The 18,635-nt window shown below is 50.0% G+C and carries 23 protein-coding genes; all 23 read left to right on the top strand.

The window, feature by feature from the left end; genetic code table 11:
• The first annotated feature begins 173 nt into the window (after positions 1–173).
• Positions 174–884, top strand: coding sequence for a (d)CMP kinase (gene cmk / locus ACFRAM_RS08700; RefSeq protein WP_246317366.1), 711 nt, complete (start codon positions 174–176; stop codon positions 882–884).
• A complete protein-coding gene (locus ACFRAM_RS08695) occupies positions 881–1,468 on the top strand; it encodes a lysophospholipid acyltransferase family protein (protein WP_379465566.1) in 588 nt (195 codons plus the stop codon). Before cmk ends, ACFRAM_RS08695 begins: the two co-directional genes overlap by 4 nt.
• A 108-nt stretch (positions 1,469–1,576) precedes the next feature.
• Positions 1,577–2,872, top strand: a complete 1,296-nt coding sequence (rpsA, locus tag ACFRAM_RS08690; RefSeq protein ID WP_175373709.1) for a 30S ribosomal protein S1 — start codon at positions 1,577–1,579, stop codon at positions 2,870–2,872.
• Between the two features lie 220 nt (positions 2,873–3,092).
• Positions 3,093–4,415 carry a ribosome biogenesis GTPase Der gene (gene der, locus ACFRAM_RS08685; RefSeq protein WP_066363333.1) on the top strand — a complete coding sequence of 441 codons (1,323 nt, stop codon included), beginning with the start codon at positions 3,093–3,095 and terminating at the stop codon, positions 4,413–4,415.
• Between the two features lie 12 nt (positions 4,416–4,427).
• Positions 4,428–5,045: a glycerol-3-phosphate 1-O-acyltransferase PlsY gene (plsY, locus tag ACFRAM_RS08680; protein WP_175373708.1), complete on the top strand. Its 618-nt coding sequence runs from the start codon at positions 4,428–4,430 to the stop codon at positions 5,043–5,045.
• Positions 5,038–6,078 (top strand): NAD(P)H-dependent glycerol-3-phosphate dehydrogenase, encoded by a 1,041-nt coding sequence (locus tag ACFRAM_RS08675; RefSeq protein ID WP_175373707.1) that lies wholly within the window; start codon positions 5,038–5,040, stop codon positions 6,076–6,078. The genes plsY and ACFRAM_RS08675 overlap by 8 nt, the downstream gene beginning before the upstream one ends.
• A gap of 67 nt (positions 6,079–6,145) precedes the next feature.
• The gene (locus ACFRAM_RS08670; RefSeq protein ID WP_175373706.1) at positions 6,146–6,421 is read left to right on the top strand and encodes a stage VI sporulation protein F; all 276 of its coding nucleotides are present in this window, start codon (positions 6,146–6,148) and stop codon (positions 6,419–6,421) included.
• Positions 6,422–6,559: 138 nt separating this feature from the next.
• On the top strand, positions 6,560–6,739 hold the full coding sequence (locus ACFRAM_RS08665; protein WP_066363310.1) for a DUF2768 family protein: 180 nt from the start codon (positions 6,560–6,562) through the stop codon (positions 6,737–6,739).
• Between the two features lie 84 nt (positions 6,740–6,823).
• Positions 6,824–7,438, top strand: coding sequence for a nucleotidyltransferase family protein (locus tag ACFRAM_RS08660; RefSeq protein WP_379465565.1), 615 nt, complete (start codon positions 6,824–6,826; stop codon positions 7,436–7,438).
• 16 nt (positions 7,439–7,454) lie between these two features.
• Positions 7,455–7,823: a 2Fe-2S iron-sulfur cluster-binding protein gene (locus ACFRAM_RS08655; protein ID WP_379465564.1), complete on the top strand. Its 369-nt coding sequence runs from the start codon at positions 7,455–7,457 to the stop codon at positions 7,821–7,823.
• Positions 7,824–7,862: 39 nt separating this feature from the next.
• Entirely contained in the window at positions 7,863–8,612 is a 750-nt protein-coding gene (locus ACFRAM_RS08650; RefSeq protein WP_379465563.1) for a hypothetical protein, read from the top strand.
• Between the two features lie 429 nt (positions 8,613–9,041).
• Entirely contained in the window at positions 9,042–10,520 is a 1,479-nt protein-coding gene (gene spoIVA / locus ACFRAM_RS08645) for a stage IV sporulation protein A (RefSeq protein ID WP_379465562.1), read from the top strand.
• Positions 10,521–10,817: 297 nt separating this feature from the next.
• Entirely contained in the window at positions 10,818–11,090 is a 273-nt protein-coding gene (locus ACFRAM_RS08640; protein ID WP_066363296.1) for an HU family DNA-binding protein, read from the top strand.
• Positions 11,091–11,204: 114 nt separating this feature from the next.
• Positions 11,205–11,453, top strand: coding sequence for a trp RNA-binding attenuation protein MtrB (gene mtrB, locus ACFRAM_RS08635; protein WP_175373702.1), 249 nt, complete (start codon positions 11,205–11,207; stop codon positions 11,451–11,453).
• Positions 11,454–11,609: 156 nt separating this feature from the next.
• Positions 11,610–12,152, top strand: a complete 543-nt coding sequence (locus ACFRAM_RS08630) for a hypothetical protein (RefSeq protein ID WP_379465561.1) — start codon at positions 11,610–11,612, stop codon at positions 12,150–12,152.
• A gap of 114 nt (positions 12,153–12,266) precedes the next feature.
• A complete protein-coding gene (locus ACFRAM_RS08625; RefSeq protein WP_379465560.1) occupies positions 12,267–13,136 on the top strand; it encodes a heptaprenyl diphosphate synthase component 1 in 870 nt (289 codons plus the stop codon).
• 2 nt (positions 13,137–13,138) lie between these two features.
• Positions 13,139–13,885, top strand: coding sequence for a demethylmenaquinone methyltransferase (locus tag ACFRAM_RS08620; protein WP_175373806.1), 747 nt, complete (start codon positions 13,139–13,141; stop codon positions 13,883–13,885).
• A 1-nt stretch (position 13,886) separates the two neighbouring features.
• Complete coding sequence (locus ACFRAM_RS08615; RefSeq protein ID WP_379465559.1) at positions 13,887–14,762, top strand: UbiA-like polyprenyltransferase; 876 nt, start codon at positions 13,887–13,889, stop codon at positions 14,760–14,762.
• Positions 14,759–15,361 (top strand): UbiX family flavin prenyltransferase, encoded by a 603-nt coding sequence (locus tag ACFRAM_RS08610; protein WP_379465558.1) that lies wholly within the window; start codon positions 14,759–14,761, stop codon positions 15,359–15,361. Before ACFRAM_RS08615 ends, ACFRAM_RS08610 begins: the two co-directional genes overlap by 4 nt.
• Before the next feature lie 4 nt (positions 15,362–15,365).
• Positions 15,366–16,223 (top strand): menaquinone biosynthetic enzyme MqnA/MqnD family protein, encoded by an 858-nt coding sequence (locus ACFRAM_RS08605; RefSeq protein WP_379465557.1) that lies wholly within the window; start codon positions 15,366–15,368, stop codon positions 16,221–16,223.
• Positions 16,220–17,188 carry a polyprenyl synthetase family protein gene (locus ACFRAM_RS08600; protein ID WP_379465556.1) on the top strand — a complete coding sequence of 323 codons (969 nt, stop codon included), beginning with the start codon at positions 16,220–16,222 and terminating at the stop codon, positions 17,186–17,188. The genes ACFRAM_RS08605 and ACFRAM_RS08600 overlap by 4 nt, the downstream gene beginning before the upstream one ends.
• 110 nt (positions 17,189–17,298) lie before the next feature.
• Entirely contained in the window at positions 17,299–17,742 is a 444-nt protein-coding gene (gene ndk, locus ACFRAM_RS08595; RefSeq protein WP_175373695.1) for a nucleoside-diphosphate kinase, read from the top strand.
• Positions 17,743–17,768: 26 nt separating this feature from the next.
• A complete protein-coding gene (locus tag ACFRAM_RS08590; RefSeq protein ID WP_379465555.1) occupies positions 17,769–18,572 on the top strand; it encodes a CheR family methyltransferase in 804 nt (267 codons plus the stop codon).
• The last annotated feature ends 63 nt before the right edge of the window (positions 18,573–18,635 follow it).

Here is an 18,635-nt window from a genome sequence, read left to right as displayed (position 1 = left end):
CGGTTTTGCACTGACGTACAAACTGTGGTATAATTTCATAAGTCGCAGGCAATGCCTGCTTTTTTCTTGATAATATCGGCGGGAGCACCTTGCCGGTATGAAGTCAATGCTGATTTGAAATGTCATCGCCAGATGCTTTTCTTATGAAAGCGTGTTTGAGGAGGAATGCCCCGTTGGATAGGCAGGGTACACATATTAACGACAGAATTAACGTCGCTATCGACGGACCTGCCGGGGCAGGCAAGAGTACTGTTGCCCGATTGGTTGCCCAGAATCTTTCTTACATTTATGTTGACACAGGGGCAATGTACCGGGCGATAACCTGGTATATGATCCGTGAAGGCATTGTGCCGGAAGATGAGAGCGAAGTCAACCGAGCCGTTAACGGCATGGAGATGGAACTGATTCCGGAGAAGGACAGGCAGAAGGTGTCGATCAATGGGGAAGACGTGACCCCATATATCCGCAGTCTTCAGGTCAGCGGCCTAGTGTCGCAGTATTCCAAGATCGAGGGTGTAAGATCCAGGCTCAGTCACCTGCAGCGCCAGATGGCATTGCGTAAGGGGGTTGTGATGGACGGCCGCGATATCGGTACGACCGTGCTGCCGGATGCCGAAGTGAAGATTTTCATGACGGCCAGTGTGGAGGAGCGCGCGCTTCGCCGTTACAAGGAGCTCAGGGATACGGAAGAGGTGACTCTGCAGCAGCTTGAACATGATATTGCCCAGCGTGACCGTCTGGATGAAGGACGGGAAATATCGCCGCTGCGTCGTGCGGAAGATGCGATTCTTCTGGATACGACGTTAATGGATATCACTCAGGTTGTAGAGGCCATCGTGTCACACTGCAGATCTTATGTTGACGGGGAGAGAAATCATTTATGATTTATAACATTTGCGTTGGAATACTCCGTGTGATCTACGCTATTGTCTTTCCATTAAGAATCATAGGGAGAGACAATGTGCCAAAGGAAGGCGGGGTACTACTCTGCGCGAACCACATCAGCCTGCTTGATCCCATGACGATTGGCATTAAATTGAAGCGTAAGGTGAAGTATATGGCAAAGGCGGAGCTTTTCGAGGTTCCTGTTCTGGGCTGGCTCATCAGACAGTTGGGCGCTTTTCCTGTCAAGCGTGGCGGTGTAAGCAAAGAATCCATTAAGACAGCCCTTACTACACTTCGTAGTGGTAATGTAATGGGCATTTTCCCCGAAGGTACCCGCAACTCCGATGCTGGAGCTGCGAAGAAAGGTGCAGCAAGCTTTGCGCTTCGCAGCGGAGCGGCTGTTATTCCGGCGGCGATTATCGGCGAGTACAAGCCTTTTCGCCGGATGACTGTAGTTTATGGAGCTCCCATTGACCTCAGTTCCTTCGAGGGAGCAGGAAGCGATTCTCTGGATGCCGTTACTGATGTCATTATGTCTCGGATTCATGAGATGATGGAGACTGGAAAACCAAGCGCAAGCTAGGTTTCAAATCCGGTATCCTAGTGGTAAGATTTTAAGGTAATGATTGTTTTGAACTCTGCTCTACGCGGGTTTAAATAAATGGGGTTTTGAATCGAGGAGGGTAATCACATGTCTGAGGAAATTAGAAATCAGGAAGCTGCGGAGAATGTTGAGAACAACGAAACCGTAGAAACAACAGAAGCTGTGGAAGCTGCTGGAAACAACGAAGAAGTGACTAACCAGGAAGATTTGGAAATCATTTCTTTGAAAAAAGGCGATACCGTGAAAGGAACAATCGTCAAAATCGAAGATAACCAAGCTTATGTAAGCATTGGATATAAATACGACGGTGTGATTCCAATTCGCGAACTTTCTTCTGTACAACTTGACAACGCTGCTGCAGCTGTCGAAGTTGGACAGGAAGTAGAGTGCAAAGTTGTCAGCATCAACGACAACAAGGAAAGCCTTGTGCTCTCCAAACGTGCAATCGACAGCGAAAAATCATGGGAAGATCTTGAGAAGTATTTTGCTTCCCAAGAAGCTTTCGAAGTTACTGTGGCCGACGTAGTTAAGGGCGGTCTGGTAGCAGATGTTGGCGCGCGCGGATTTATTCCAGCTTCCATGGTTGAGCGTCACTTCGTTGAAGATTTCAGCGACTACAAAGGACGTACCCTGCGTGTGAAAGTCAAAGAACTTGACCGTGAGAACAGCAAGGTAATCCTGTCGGCTAAAGAAGTTCTTGAAGAAGAATTCGAAGCCAACAAGCAAAAAATCATGGCTGAACTTACTGAAGGCCAAGTACTTGAAGGTACTGTACAACGTCTGACTCAATTCGGCGCATTTGTTGATGTGGGCGGAGTAGACGGTCTTGTACACGTATCCGAAATTGCTTGGAACCATGTTGATAAACCATCTGACGTGGTATCCGAAGGCGATAAAGTAACTGTTAAAGTACTTAAGGTTGATCCTGAAAAAGGAAAAATCAGCCTGAGCATCAAAGCAGCTGCTCCAGGTCCTTGGGATTCTGCAGCAGGCAAAATCAATATCGGCGATGTTGTTACCGGCGAAGTTAAACGTCTGGTGAACTTCGGCGCATTCGTGGAATTGCTTCCAGGTGTTGAAGGTCTTGTTCACATCTCGCAAATTTCCCACAAACATATCGGCACTCCACATGAAGTGCTGAAAGAAGGACAAGAAGTTCAAGTGAAAGTACTTGACTTCAACCCGTCCGAAAAACGCGTTAGCCTGAGCATCAAAGAAACTGAGGAAGCTCCTGCTCCTTCCGCTAAACCGGAAAGACCAAGCAGAGACAGAGCACCTAAAGAAGTGCTTAACAATCCAAATGTTTCTCTGAGCAACGAAGGCCTCAGCTTCACACTTGCTGAGCGTTTCGGCGACAAGTTGGACAAATTCAAGGGCAACTAATCCCTTAACCCAGAAAGAATCGGATACCCCGTCTTTTCAGGGATGGGGAATCTAACCGGGTAAAGTAATCGGCGAACCCTCAATACGGGGGTTCGCCGATTGTGTTTTTACTGGTGCTTTTGGCTGAACGGTAGAAGTGGATACTACCCGAAGATACGGTTAGCCAATTTTATAGTTTTTTGCTATGATGAGTAACGTAAGGAAGACAGGAGGAATGAATATGGCAAGACCCGTAGTGGCGATCGTTGGGAGGCCTAACGTCGGGAAATCGACGATTTTTAACAGGTTGATCGGCGACAGATTAGCCATTGTAGAAGATAAACCGGGGATTACACGTGACCGGATCTATGGTATTTCGGACTGGAACGGTACTTCGTTCAGTGTAATTGATACTGGTGGGATTGAAATTGACGGTGAAGATGCAATTCTGAAATCGATCCGCGTTCAGGCGGAACTGGCGATTGAGGAAGCTGATGTCATCGTCTTTATGTGCGAGGCCAAAAGCGGATTAACGAATTCCGATGAGGAAGTTGCTCAAATTCTGTTCCGTTCCGGCAAGCCGGTGGTGCTAGCCATCAATAAAGTGGATAACATGAAGCGTACGGAAGATATCTATGAATTCTACAGCCTCGGATTTGGCGATCCAATCGGTATTTCGGGAAGCCATGGTACCGGTCTGGGAGACTTGCTGGATGCGGTTACGGAGCGCCTCCCAGAGCCAACGGAAGAGGAATATGATGACGATGTGATTCGTGTTGCTCTGATCGGCCGTCCGAATGTTGGTAAGTCCTCGCTGGTCAATGCCATCCTGGGAGAAGAGCGCGTTATTGTCAGCAATATTGCTGGTACAACGCGGGACGCGATCGATACGCCATTTGAACGGGACGGACAGCGTTACGTGCTGATTGATACTGCGGGTATGCGTAAGCGCGGTAAGGTATATGAAAATACCGAGAAATACAGCGTAATGCGTGCAATGCGTGCGATTGAGCGCGCGGATGTTGTGCTCGTCGTTATTAATGGCGAAGAGGGCATTATTGATCAGGACAAGCATATTGCCGGTTATGCTCATGATGCGGGTAAAGCATCTATATTTGTAGTGAACAAGTGGGATGCGGTAGAGAAAGATGACAAGACGATGCAGAACTTTGAGAACAAGATTCGCGATCATTTCCTGTTCATGAGTTATGCTCCTGTAGTTTTCTTGTCCGCACTGACCAAACAGCGTCTGCAAAAGCTGCTGCCTGTAGTTCAACACGCGGCACAGCAGCATGCGCTTCGGATTACGACGCATCTGATTAATGATGTGATCTCTGATGCTGTTGCCATTAATCCGCCGCCAACGGACAAAGGACGTCGTCTGCGCATCAACTATGCAACACAGGTTGCCGTGAAGCCTCCGACGATTGTCGTGTTTGTCAATGATCCGTCGCTGATGCATTTCTCCTATGAACGTTATCTGGAGAATAAAATCCGGGCGGCGTTTAATTTCGAAGGAACGCCGATCAGACTCTTTACACGGCGCAAATCAGACGAAGGTTAGGGGAGAAGAAGCGTGGCGCTTGAAATTCTGGTTATCGTTGTCAGCTATTTGCTTGGCTCCGTCAGCTTTAGTGTACTGCTTGCGAAGCTGCTGAAAGGCATTGATATCCGTCAGTATGGGAGCGGCAATGCAGGTGCAACCAATACCTTACGGGTTCTTGGTAAAGGTCCTGCGATATTGGTGCTGGTGCTGGATGTACTGAAAGGGATTGCCGCAGTATGGCTGGGCACCTGGCTTTTCGGCTGGGGCACCTGGGCAGCGGCACTCTGCGGAATTGCTGCCATTGTGGGGCATAATTGGCCGGTGTATTTTCATTTTCGCGGGGGCAAAGGCATTGCTACTACGATCGGTGTGATGGCTACGTTTGCGTTCTGGCCTGCGCTGTCCGCCGGGATCATCGCCATTTTAGCTATTGTCATTACCCGATATGTATCTCTGGGTTCGCTTATTTTTGTAGCGTTGACACCACTCTTTCTGTTGTTGACTGATTATACGCCGCCGATTCTGTGGACAAGCATTGTTATTGCTATCTTTGCTTATTGGCGTCATCGGACCAACATTGTGAAGATCGCCGGGGGCCGTGAGAACAAGATCGGCTCCAAGGTTAAAGGAGGAAACCGCGTTGTCTGATAAAGTTTCTGTGCTGGTCGCGGGAAGCTGGGGGACGGCGCTGGCAAGTGTGCTGGCAGCCAACCACCGGGAGGTTTATCTGTGGACGCGCAACCCTGATCAGGCTGCTGAAATTAATACATCCCATACCAATCATCATTATTTGCCGGGAATTAATCTGCCGGCTAACATTATTGCGACAACGGATTTGGAGAGCGCCGTAACTGGCTCCAGCGCTGTGGTTATTGTGGCCCCCTCTTCGGGCATGCGGCAGGTTGCGCGCAGTCTGAAGCCCTTCTGGAAGGAAGATATGCTCTGCGTTCATGCGACCAAAGGCTTCGAATCGGAAACGATGAAGCGCATGTCTACCGTGATATCCGAAGAGCTAGGCTGTCCTGAAGGACAGGTAGTGGTGCTCTCCGGGCCAAGTCATGCTGAAGAAGTTGTGCGCCTTTGTCCGACAACGGTTGTCGTGGCTTCCAATGACGACAAACGTGCAGCCGCTGCGCAAGAACTGTTCATCAATAATGATTTCCGGGTATATACGAACCGTGATCTGGTAGGGGTAGAACTGGCCGGAGCGCTTAAGAACATCATTGCACTTGGCGCAGGTCTTTCTGATGGTCTGGGGTTTGGCGACAATGCTAAAGCTGCGCTATTGACCCGTGGTTTGGCCGAGATCTCCCGGGTCGGGGTAGAGCTCGGAGCGAATCCGCTTACGTTTGCTGGTCTGGCTGGAATCGGGGACCTTGTGGTTACAGCCACCAGTCAGCACAGCCGCAACTGGCGTGCAGGGTCACTGCTGGGTCAGGGCAAGCCTCTGGCTGAGGTGCTGGATTCCATGGGCATGGTAGTGGAAGGTATTCGCACGACGGAAGCAGCCTATGCCATTTCACTGAAGCTCGGTGTGCAAATGCCGATTACCGATCAGATCTATCATGTTCTGTTCAAGGAAAGAAGTCCGCGTAAGGCTGTGGAAGCACTGATGGGCCGCGACCGCAAGACGGAAATGGAAGCTATCTCGCAGGAAACTTGGGAACAATGGCACTCCTGATTAGGTTCACCTTTTGCCGGATATCCTCATATGTTGTTATTGGGGATTGACGGAGGAGGGATGAGAAGTGAGCAAAAATTTTTCCAAGGACGCTTTGAACGCCATTAACAAGAAGACGGGGAAAAACATCACCGAAGGCGCCATCAAAAAACTTGCCGGTACTGTCAAGCCGGGAACCACGCAGAATGAAGCCCAGCTCCGCCAGTTGATCAAGCAGGTGTCATCAATGGCCAAAGTACCGGTCAGTGAAGAGACGGTAAAGAGTATTGTTAATGCTGTCCAAAAAGGCGGGGCTACTTCAGGCTCGATGGAGTCTTTAATGAAACTGATCCTGAAAAAATAGCGTTATGGCCTGGCAAAAGAGCAAAAGATTCTGGAATCAGCAGTATTCCGGTACTTTTGCTCTTTTTTTTGCAGAATTGGATATCTTTCATGATATAATAGTCCCTATACATTGCAGCCGAATGGGAGGAGTTCAGCCATGGATCCAATGACAAAAATGTGGTTGTCCCTGATTGCGATCCTAGTGATGGGATTGTCTGTATTCCTGATTACCTTCGCCCGCAGTAAGACTAAGGGCGTAGTTCGGGCTATTCTGTCGGTCATTGCTTTTCTGACAATGGTGATCGGTATTTTAGGCGGGGCAGCTTCAATTATGTAAGCAGTTACATAACAACATGGACTAACTTCATAGACAAGTTCTGAAGGAATCGTATCACGATTTTGTAGGGATGGATGTGATGATATGGCCGAAACAGAGATATCTCTGGAACTGCTGGCGGCCTTACGTAGCGTAGCCGATTTACTGGATTTCACATGGGAGGACAACCCTCCGATCTGGATGCTGGGCGGGAGCTGCGGGCTGCTGCTGCATGGAGTGGCGCTGGGGAGAAAGCCGCAGGACATTGACCTGTATGCCGACATGGGGGCCGCTGAGCGGCTTCATGAGGCCATGAGCGCTTATGCTGTAGATAATCCTGTGGAAGACCGTAGCAACGGCTGCTATTCCTTACTCAGTCATTACCGGATCGGCGGGATGAGTGTGGAGCTTGTGTGCGGTTTTCAGATTTACAGAGGACTTTCCCGTTATTCTGTAGAGACAGTCCGCTTATTGCGCCATGCCTCATTGCAAGTAATTCCAGAGATCGGAATGCTGAGGCTGATGCCATTGGCGCACGAGTTGGTTTTCAATATCCTTAGAAGTCGTGCAGATCGTTATAAAGCCATCTCTTCCGTGATGAGAATGGATATGCCGCGCCATTTGCCTCCCTTACAGGAACTCATCCAACATCATCAATGGGGACCGTCCCACATGTCTGTACTGGAAGGGCAACTGGATATTACGAGGGCAAATGCGTAAGGAAAGGAAGGACAGCATGATATCGCAAAAAGGAAGTACAGTAGTGTTTCAACCTGACGGGCGTCATGCGGTTGTGAACCGGGGTGTAACTCTACTGGAAGCTGCCCGCAAGGCTGGTGTAACGATCGCAACACGTTGCGGCGGCAAGGCCGGCTGCCTGATGTGCAAGGTTACAATAGATCCCGAGCAGGCAGAAGGTGTAAGACCGCCTTCAGAGGCGGAACGGCGAAAGCTTGGAAGCGCCATCGGGCAGGGGCAGCGCCTGGCCTGTCAGGCCGCTGTATGGGGTGACGTCACGGTCATTGTGCCGGAGGACCCGTTCAAAGCTGCGGTCCGGCGGAAACTGGAAGCCGCCCGGCGCGGGGAAGAAGACGAGCTATGGTAATAATGAGCAGATACATTCATAGAGAAAGGGGAACATCTGTTGAAATACATCTTGCAAAGGAAGGGGCTCAGAGCGGCTGGAAGCCTCATGGGACTGTTGCTGCTGCTGTCTTTTCCTCTTTCCGGCTGTATGTATCCAGGGGAAACGGAACGGCAGTCAGGGGTGAATTACCGTGAGAGTGTCAAGCGGATACAAGCTGCGGTTGACGATTACCAGCAGGAGGAGGAACTGCTCCCGATCCTGAATGCTGACGAGACGACACCAAGATATGAGAAGTTCAGAATTGATTTGGACAAGCTGAACAAAAATGGTTATCTGGACGACATCCCGGCCACCGCCTTTGAGAAGGGCGGCAGTGCTTATTTTCTACTCCTGGATGAAGAAACTGATCCTAAGGTGAAAGTCATGGACCTAGTGACCGTACAGAAGGTTAATGATGTCCAGCGCCAAGTGAACCGCTACAAGTCTTCTCATGGGGGCAAGCTGCCGGTAGCAGAGGAGTTATACCCTGGTCTGCATACCATTGATGCCAAGAAGGCGGGCTCGGCCTCCATTACCCTGAACAGCGTATACTCCGGCCAGCCTCTTGAATTTATTATGGATCGTGAAGGCACGGTGTACGTTGATTATGTATTCGATATTATGAACGCTATCGACAAGAATGGTGGAGAACATAAAGATGGGCAGGATTTGCGACTTGAACTGGAGCAGGCCTCCTATTATGTCCCTGTGAAGTCTCTTCCCTACCAGTGGATCAATGGTCAACCTGTTCCACAGCCTCCGGGTTGAGTTTAATTACAAATCAAATTGCCCTCTGAATACGGCTGCCCTTGTTGGGTGGCTGTTTCTTTTTGTGACCTTAGTTATACGGTTCTATCAGAGTTGCCCTCCTCATATGATTGATGAGAAAGCTTCCGGGCGTTTGGCCGGCCCGCACCCTAAGCGCAGAGTCCTCTTTTTATGATTTTATACGAAATTGCGCGAAAGCAGGTCATAAATCCGTACCGGATACATATGATGATACTAGTCCAAATGCATGTCCGAGCATTCGGAGTTTAGCGCGGGACCGTACGTTCCGTATCGCCAAGCGGCTAAGCTACGAGCGGGCATACGAAGGTCCGGTTAGTGTCCTGCTTAGGGACATGATTACCGGCGGAACGCGAAGTCGATGCTCTGCAGGCATTTTTTCTTCGGAAGTATATGAGGAGGGGATCTCTTTTGGAAAAAGTCGATATTTTCAAGGACATTGCCGAGCGAACCGGCGGAGATATTTATCTTGGCGTCGTCGGCGCGGTCCGCACGGGTAAATCAACATTTATTAAGCGCTTCATGGAAACCATTGTTTTGCCCAACATCACGAGTGAAGCAGATCGGGTAAGAGCAGTTGATGAGCTTCCGCAAAGTGCAGCCGGCAAAACGATTATGACAACAGAACCGAAATTCGTCCCTAACAATGCGGTGCAAATCAAGGTCGCGGAAGGGCTGGAGGTAAACGTCCGGCTGGTCGACTGTGTTGGTTATGCAGTTGATGGGGCCAAAGGCTATGAAGACGAGAACGGTCCGCGGATGATCTCGACGCCGTGGTTCGAGGAACCGATTCCGTTCCAGGAAGCGGCGGAGATTGGTACCCGCAAAGTCATTCAAGAGCATTCCACACTGGGCGTAGTAGTTACTACCGACGGCACCATCGCCGAAATCCCCCGCATTTCATATGTGGATTCGGAAGAACGCGTCATTGCCGAATTGAAGGAAGTAGGCAAGCCGTTTGTGCTTGTCATCAACTCTACCCGTCCTCGCAGTGAGGAAGCGCAGCAGCTTCGCAGCGAACTTGCCCTCAAATACGATATTCCGGTCATGACCCTTAGTGCAGCCAGCATGTCGGAGGATGATGTGACCGGCGTCCTGCGCGAAGTACTTTACGAGTTCCCTGTGCATGAAGTGAATGTGAATTTGCCGAGCTGGGTGATGGTCCTTGGCGAGAACCACTGGCTGCGCAGCAGCTATGAGAATTCAGTTCGCGATACGGTCAAAGACATTCGCCGCCTGCGCGATGTCGATCGGCTGGTGTCCCAGTTCACGGAATATGATTTTATCGAAAGAGCCGGCCTCAGTGGGATGAACATGGGGCAAGGGGTAGCCGAGATTGACCTGTTTGCTCCAGAAGAGCTGTACGATCAGGTTCTGGTGGAAGTGGTCGGGGTCGAAATTCGCGGTAAGGATCATCTGCTGCAGCTTATGCAGGAGTTCTCACACGCCAAGCGCGAGTATGATCGCTTCTCCGAGGCGCTGGAGATGGTCAAGACCACAGGCTATGGTATAGCCGCACCTTCACTAGCTGAAATGGCGCTGGATGAGCCGGAGCTGATCCGGCAGGGCTCGCGCTTCGGGGTCCGGCTCAAAGCAACAGCACCATCCATTCATATGATCCGCGTCGATGTCGAGTCGGAATTCTCGCCGATTATCGGGACGGAGAAGCAGAGTGAAGAGCTGGTCCGCTATTTGATGCAGGATTTCGAGAACGATCCGATCAAGATCTGGGAGTCTGATATCTTTGGACGGTCACTGCACTCCATCGTCCGCGAGGGTATTCAGGGCAAGATTGCGATGATGCCGGACAATGCCCGCTATAAACTTCAGGAAACGCTGGGCCGGATCATCAACGAAGGCTCGGGCGGACTGATTGCTATCATTCTTTAACGGAATAGACACACTGAAAGAGCAGGGATCATCCTGCTCTTTTTTGCTTGTTACAGTTGCTTTTATGTCAGCATAGGGCTAGGAAATCATGCAACATCCCGATCCCGGCTGATACTTTCTGCTCCTTTTTTAAGTAACGCCTTGAAATTATGGATGGGCTGTATTACTATAAGTTTGTTGCGCTTTTAGGGTCTAAGGGCGCCATTGTACTTTAATAAACGGGATTATCACGTATATTTTGCGTTGAAACGGAAAGAGTGAATGATACCGGAAATTTGCCCAGGGAGGTGAAAAGATATGAATAAATCTGATTTGATCAATGTTGTTACTGAAGCAACTGAACTTCCCAAGAAAGATGCTACTAAAGCGGTAGATGCTGTTTTTGAAGCCATCGCGGAAGCTCTGCAAAACGGTGACAAAGTTCAACTGGTTGGATTCGGAAACTTTGAAGTGCGCGAGCGTTCTGCACGTAAAGGCCGTAACCCTCAAACTGGTGAAGAAATCGAAATTCCTTCTAGCAAGGTCCCAGCGTTCAAACCGGGTAAGGCGCTTAAAGACGGAATCAAATAAAGATTTCTACATATCGACCCGATTTTTCGACAAACACGATGCCGCCCTCCCAGGCGGCATTTGTTTTTGGAAGCAGTATTAGGGCAGACCAATAGGCTCAGAGGAGGATCAGAGATGACGGAGAACAAGAATGGCGGGAACCCGCTTCCCTCAGGAAGCGACTACATCGTGATCAAGGCTAAGGAAAACGGAGTACAGGTGATTGGATTGACACGTGGTCTGGACACACGGTTTCACCATACAGAAAAGCTGGATAAAGGCGAGGTGCTAATCGCCCAGTTTACCGATCATACCTCAGCGATGAAAATCCGCGGAAAAGCCGAAATATGGAGTAAACACGGACAACTGGAGAGCGAGAGCTGAAAAGCAGGCATAGCCTGCTTTTTTTCGAAATATAAGTAAGTATGAATCGAGTTCATAAATCCATAAGTGGAATCCGCATTATGAAATTGATTCAGTATGTCTTTTCGTATAAACAGACAATGAGGCGGAAACGATGGATAGGAGGGGGGCGTGACTATGAATAAAACTTGGTGGATCGGTGCCTTGCTGCTGTTGACTGCTGGCTCGGCTATACTGCTGCCGCGGCTGGCAGATCTGGAATCATCCCTCCGGCAGGATCGCGGAGCGGTTGAGACCTTCAGTGAAGACAGCGATATGGTGCTGGATGACACTAACCTTGTGGATGCTATAGGTACGCTCCCCCTGACGCTAACCATTGGCAGTGTTGGCTGGGAGAACGGGGTGTTATCCCTGGATCTGATGGTAACAGGCAATGATCACGATCCAGAGGAGCTGTATCGTAATATGGCTCAGGCGGTTGCTTTTGCTATTCAGGATACCACCAACGTGAATCAGCTACTGCTGCGTGTCGTTGCCGAAGACAAGTGGACCCAGACACGCAGATTACTGTTGGCTGGAGACATTCGCCGGCGGGAATGGTCGGGAGAACTGCAAAAGGAACTTCTGAACACGGGGAATCGTCCCCTCTCGGAACATCTTAAAAGCAGTTTCAGGATTAGCGAAAGCGACCTGTGGAAAAACCAGTTCATTTCTCCCTGATCTGGGTAAAAGAAACTAGGACGCCTTATCGTGCGTCACAAAAAAACATGTGATATAATAGACAAGATTGTGAGCAAAGATATAGTAATAACGTCAATGGCTTCGGAGGCTGAAATGAAACCGTACCGCATACCGCAACTGGCTAAACCCTACACTGACTACGACATGATCCAGCGGCACACGGAATTGCCGCCGTTTTCCGATGGCCGGAGTCATTTGTTATATATTTTTCTGAACCGGGGCTCCTCTGCTGAAGGACAGAACAGTGAGCTGTACACGCTGGTAACTGCGCTGGCGCAGCTTGGTCTTGATACCCATGAGGGAATTGATCGGTCGGAGAATGATCCTGGCGGCGATCTTATGCGCTCTCGTCAATTGAAAGTGCTGGCTGGTGATTATTTCAGCAGCTGGTTCTACCATTTGCTGTCAAAGCGCGGTGAAGTGGAGCTTGTCGGTACACTAAGTAACGCAATTGCCGACTTTAATATCACTAAAGCCCAGCTCTACAGAAAGATGAAGGGCATGCTGCTTTCTGCTGATGAATATTTGCGGTACAAGGCACAGCTCAACATGGTGCTGTTTCTTTCTTTTACACCTAAGATCGAGCCCGTACTTGCCGGATTGTGGGAGAAGCTACTCGCCGAAATCAGCCTGTGTGAGGCGCTGGCTACGGAACTGCGACGCAGCAATGATCTCTCTCAAGCACTGGACAGTTACAGCTACTGGAAGATGCTGGAGACGGCGTCTGAAGAGGAGCAGCGGTTGTTGCGGGGAAGAGAATTCGATCTGAAGGATTGGAAGAAGCTTATGATGAAGTATAAATGTGATTCCCTGCTGACGGACAAGCTGCATCAATGTATCCAGTCCATACAGGGACTGCTGCAGGGAGTAAAGGATGAGGGGCTTCTTACTGAACTAAATGCCTTGCTTGATGTCTTCCTGCTGCAGATAGAAATTCCGGGACAAGCAGCCGTGGAGGGGTAATGATGACGATGGAGAAGACAACGGCTTCCGTCCAGGGGGACGGAGTCAAACCTAAGGAGCAATTTGTACATTCTGTATTCGAGAGTATTGCCGGCAAATATGATGTCATGAATGATATTATAAGCTTCCGGCGCCACAAGTCGTGGCGGAAATTTGCAATGAAGAAAATGGCTATGCGTCACGGAGATACCGCTGTAGATCTGTGCTGCGGTACCTGTGACTGGAGCATCGCCCTGGCCGAGAAGAGTGAAACGGGCTCTGTGATGGGTCTCGACTTCAGTGCGGGCATGCTGGCGGTTGGTCAACGTAAGATAGAGGAGCGCGGCCTGCAGGACCGTATTTCGCTGGTCGAAGGCAATGCGATGGAGCTGCCGTTCGGCGATAATTCCTTCGACTATGCAACAATCGGCTTTGGCCTCCGCAATGTGCCTGATCCTGTGCAAGTCTTGAAAGAGATGCAGCGCGTGGTGAAGCCGGGCGGCATGGTTGTGTGTCTTGAGCTGTCCAAGCCGATGACACAGCCCTTCAAGGGTGTGTATTATTTTTATTTCCAAAGAATCCTTCCTTTAATGGGCAAGCTGTTTGCGAAGCGCTATGAGCAGTACAGATGGCTGCCCGAATCATTGGCTCTGTTCCCTGACCGGGAGCAGTTGGCTGCTATTTTCCGTGAAACCGGACTGAACAAAGTGGAATCCTTCCCCTTGACCGGAGGCATCGCGGCACTACACATTGGGCTCAAGGAGAAGTGAGATGTTTAAGAAAATCGGCATCTTTTTGCAAATGATCAAGTTTGAACATACAGTATTTGCTTTGCCCTTCGCATTTATGGGCGCATTACTCGGTTCGGTGGTTATGTTTGGTACGCTGCCGTCCTGGGCGCAGATTGGCTGGGTTGTTGTGGCAATGTTTGGCGCACGAAGCGCGGCTATGGGCTTAAACCGGTTAATTGACCGGGTCAGTGACGCCAAAAATCCACGTACAGCGGGACGAGCCATCCCGGCAGGCCTGCTCAAGGTCGGGGAAGTCGTCATCTTTATCGCTGTTTCGTTCTTTTTGCTCTTCTGGGCTGCTTATAAGCTGAATCCGCTGTCGATGAAGTTATTACCGATAGCCGTCTTTTTACTTGTTTTTTATTCTTTTACCAAACGTTTTACCTGGGCATGTCATCTTATTCTTGGATTGACTGTGGCGCTAGCTCCACTCGGCGGCTGGGTGGCAGTAACAGGAACTGTTGATATTACCTCCATGGTATTCTATTTTACGATTGTTTTCTGGCTTGCAGGCTTTGATGTTATCTATGCTTGTCAGGATGTGGAGTTCGACAAGAAGGAAGGACTGCATTCCATTCCTGTGCGGTTTGGCGTGGCTAAGGCGCTGGTTATCGCCCGCGTATTTCATATTTTGACCAGTGTTGGCTTCATTTCTTTGCTCTTCATGACCAATTTGAGCTGGTGGTATGCAGCTGGAATGATTATTGCGTACATTATACTGTTCTATGAGCACTATATTGTTACCCCAAATGACTTAAGTCGTTTGCAGACTGCTTTCTTCACCATGAACGGCGTGCTCAGCATCGTCGTCTTCTCATTCACATTGATTGACCTGGTGGTGCAATACTATAAATGATTACTTCTACACCTAAAAGTTTTGTTGTGGGCATTACGGGGGCGAGCGGCGCGGTATACGGCGTTCGCCTGACGGAGACCCTGCTGTCCATGGGGCATACCGTACATCTTGTGGTAAGTACTGCCGGCTGGCGTGTATTTAAGGAGGAGCTGGGCTTCGCCGTCACAGACCGGGAAGGTTTTTTGAACGATACGTTCAAAGGCCATCCCGGTTCTCTGCATTATCACCCTGTTGCCGATATCGGAGCTTCGATCGCCAGCGGATCTTTTCGTGTGGAAGGCATGATTATAATGCCGTGCTCCATGGGCACACTCTCCGCAGTAGCCAATGGCGCTTCTGATAACTTGATGAGTCGTGCGGCGGATGTCATGCTGAAGGAAGGACGGCCGCTGGTGCTGGTACCACGCGAGACGCCACTGCATGCGATACATCTGGAAAATATGCTGAAACTGGCACGTTTGGGTGTTCGCATCATTCCGGCCATGCCGGCATTTTATCACGGACCGCAGAGCATGGACGATCTGATTAACTTCATGGTCGGCAAGGTACTGGATAACTTAAATATTGAACATCATCTATTCCGTAGATGGGGGGAGTAAAGAGATGAGCAACAGTGCTACTGTAATTGGAAAAATAAGTTATACCAACTCATGGCCGGTCTTTCACAACTTTCATCCTTCTTCCCTGAAACATCCGGCGACAATGGTCAGTGAAGTGCCAGCCGTCCTGAACCGGGGCATGAGTGAGGGGAGCATTCATGTGGGTGCACTTTCCTCCTTCGCCTATGCTGAGGCCAGTGACCGTCTATTGTTGCTTCCCTCTCTGTCGGTCAGTTCAGACGGACCTGTAAGGTCCATCCTGCTGTTCTCCAAGAAGCCGCTGGAAGAAATTGCGGATGGAATCATAGCGGTTACCAACACATCGGCAACTTCGACCAATCTGTTGAAGATAATTATGCAGAAGGCTATCGGAGGACGCCCGCAGTACATAAGTGCAGAACCTGATTTGGACGCAATGATGGAGGTCGCCGACGCCTGTCTCTTGATCGGTGATAATGCCATCAAGGCTTCCTGGCAGAATAAGGGGTATTTGGTGACAGATCTCGGTGAGTTCTGGAAAAAGTGGACCGGACTTGGCATGACCTTTGCAGTCTGGGCTGTGAACCGGGATGCGGCGCGTAACAAATTCGCTGCGGTCGCGGAGATCGCAGAAGCCTTTGCTGAGAGCAAACGGCGTGGGGTGCGTGATCTTGCTCCGATTGTGTCCGAAGCCATGCGTACGGTTGGCGGTACGGAGGCTTACTGGTACGGATACTTCCGCAATTTGTGTTATGACTTTGAAGAAAGGCAGCAGGAAGGTTTGAACCTCTATTTCCGCTATGCCTATGAAATGGGCCTGCTGCCGCAGGAAGTGAAGATGGAGCTTTGGAGCCACAATCTGCTGACACGGGTGAAGGAATGAAACGACTGCAAATATTTGGCATGCTAAATAAGGATATGGACCAGATTGAAAAAGAACTGTACCGCAGTGTTCAGGGTGACGACGAACTGCTGACCGAGACCTCGCTGCATCTGCTGAAGGCTGGGGGCAAACGCCTGCGCCCTGTCTTTGTACTCATGGGCGGCAAATTCGGAGCCTATGACCTGGAGAAGCTGAAGCGGGTGGCTGTTCCTCTGGAGCTGATTCACAGCGCTTCACTGGTACATGATGATGTCATAGATGATGCCGAGCTGCGCCGCGGTGAGCAAACGGTCAAAGCCAAGTGGGATGATAAAATTGCCATGTACACAGGGGATTATATCTACGCCAAGGCGCTTGTGATGACTACTGAACTGAAGAATCCGCGCATTCATGAGATTTTATCCAGAGCGATGGTGGAAATGTCTATCGGAGAGATGGAGCAGATCCGGGATTTTTTTAACAGCGGGCAGAGTGTACGCCATTATCTGCGGCGCATCCGCCGTAAGACAGCGCTGCTGATTGCGATCAGCTGCCAGCTTGGCGCGCTTGCTGCAGATGCGGAGCCAGGGGTGGCGCGGCTGCTCTATAATTACGGATACAACGTCGGTATGGCGTTTCAGATCCGTGATGATCTGCTCGATCTTTCCGGGACGGAGAAACAAATCGGAAAGCCGCCGGGTAGTGATATGCGACAGGGCAACATCACGCTTCCTGTCATTTATAGCCTGGAGGATGAGCGCTTGCGGCTTCCTCTGCTAGAAGAGCTGGATGCTATTCGCAAAGGTCAAAGAGGGGTAGGCCGTGCCATCGACCTGATTCTGTCGGGAGAGGGGATTACCAGGGCCGAGGATCTGGCTTCCCGTTATATTGAGAAGGCTCTGACTGCGCTTGAAGCACTGCCGAATAACAAGACGAAGCGAAGCCTTCGTGATATTGCTTTTTTCGTAACAGGTCGGGCTTATTAAATGATTTAAGCGTTCACATATTGCCCGGTTTCTGCTAATATCAGAAAGTATATACTTCCTTAAATTCTCATAAACACCCATCCTATGTATAGGAAAATGGAGAGTGACCTATGGAAAAAACATATCTGATGATTAAGCCGGACGGTGTTCAGCGCGGATTGATCGGGCGGATTGTAGCCCGTCTGGAAGATAAGGGCTTTAAGCTGGCTGCTGCCAAGCTGATTCAAGTTACGGAAGAGCAGGCCAAGAGACATTATGCAGAACATGAAGGCAAGGATTTTTTCCATGAGCTGGTGGGCTTCATTACGTCTGGTCCTGTATTTGCAATGGTCTGGGAAGGCGATGATGTGATTGCCCTGAGCCGTCTGCTCATCGGCAAGACCAAGGTTGGGGAGGCATTGCCGGGAACAATCCGCGGTGATTTTGCCAGTCACACCCCGCTTAACTTGATTCATGGCTCCGATTCGCCGGAAAGTGCGGAACGGGAAATCGCCAATTTCTTTGCTCCCGAAGAATTGGTGCAGTATAACAAAGACATCGCAGTCTGGATGTAAGTTTCGGGCGGGAGGCAGGAGATAGAATGTCTGATCTTGATAATCAAACAGTAACAACAGACCCGGATTATCTCGGGTTTATTCATAACGTCAAGCAGAGCACAGGTATCGACCTGGCTCAGTACAAAGAAGCGCAGATGAAGCGTCGTCTGACCACGTTGCGGATGAAAAATAATTATAGAAGCTTCACCGATTTCTATGCGGCGATGCTTAAGGACAAGGCCTTATTCTACGAATTTTTGGATCGGATGACGATCAATGTCTCCGAATTTTGGCGTAATCCTAATCGCTGGGAAGTGTTACGGGATGTCATCCTTCCAGAACTGGAACGTTCCAGCCGCAAGCTGAAGCTGTGGAGCGCTGCCTGTTCGACCGGGGAAGAGCCGTATACGCTGGCGATGATCTTGTCTGATAAGGGCATTCTGGGGCAGACGGGTATTCTTGCTACAGACATTGATGATGGTGCCTTAGCAAAGGCGAAGCAGGGGCTGTATCTGGAGCGTTCCATTAAGGATGTGCCACAGGATGTGGCGGCCCGCTATTTTGCACCGGAAGGTCCGGTTCTCAAGGTCAGCGATTCTCTGAAGAAGCATGTTGATTTCCGCAAGCAGAATCTGCTGCTGGACAAGTTCGATGACGGGTTCGACCTCATTATTTGCCGCAACGTGATGATTTATTTCACGGAGGAAGCGAAGCATAAGCTGTATCACAAATTCGCGCAAAGCCTTCGTCCCGGCGGGTATCTTTTTGTCGGCAGCACGGAGCAGATTTTCACCCCGGGCCAGTATGGCTTTGAAACGACGGAAACGTTCTTCTACCGGAAAAAATAAAATCTTCTTTTCCATCTTTTAAGCAGCCTGTACGTATAGTTTGCACTGGTTCCAGCGATACTG

This window comes from Paenibacillus sp. NPDC056722 (assembly GCF_042790635.1).
Taxonomy (GTDB): domain Bacteria; phylum Bacillota; class Bacilli; order Paenibacillales; family Paenibacillaceae; genus Paenibacillus_AQ; species Paenibacillus_AQ agri.
This window is presented reverse-complemented; position numbering and strand designations above follow the sequence as displayed.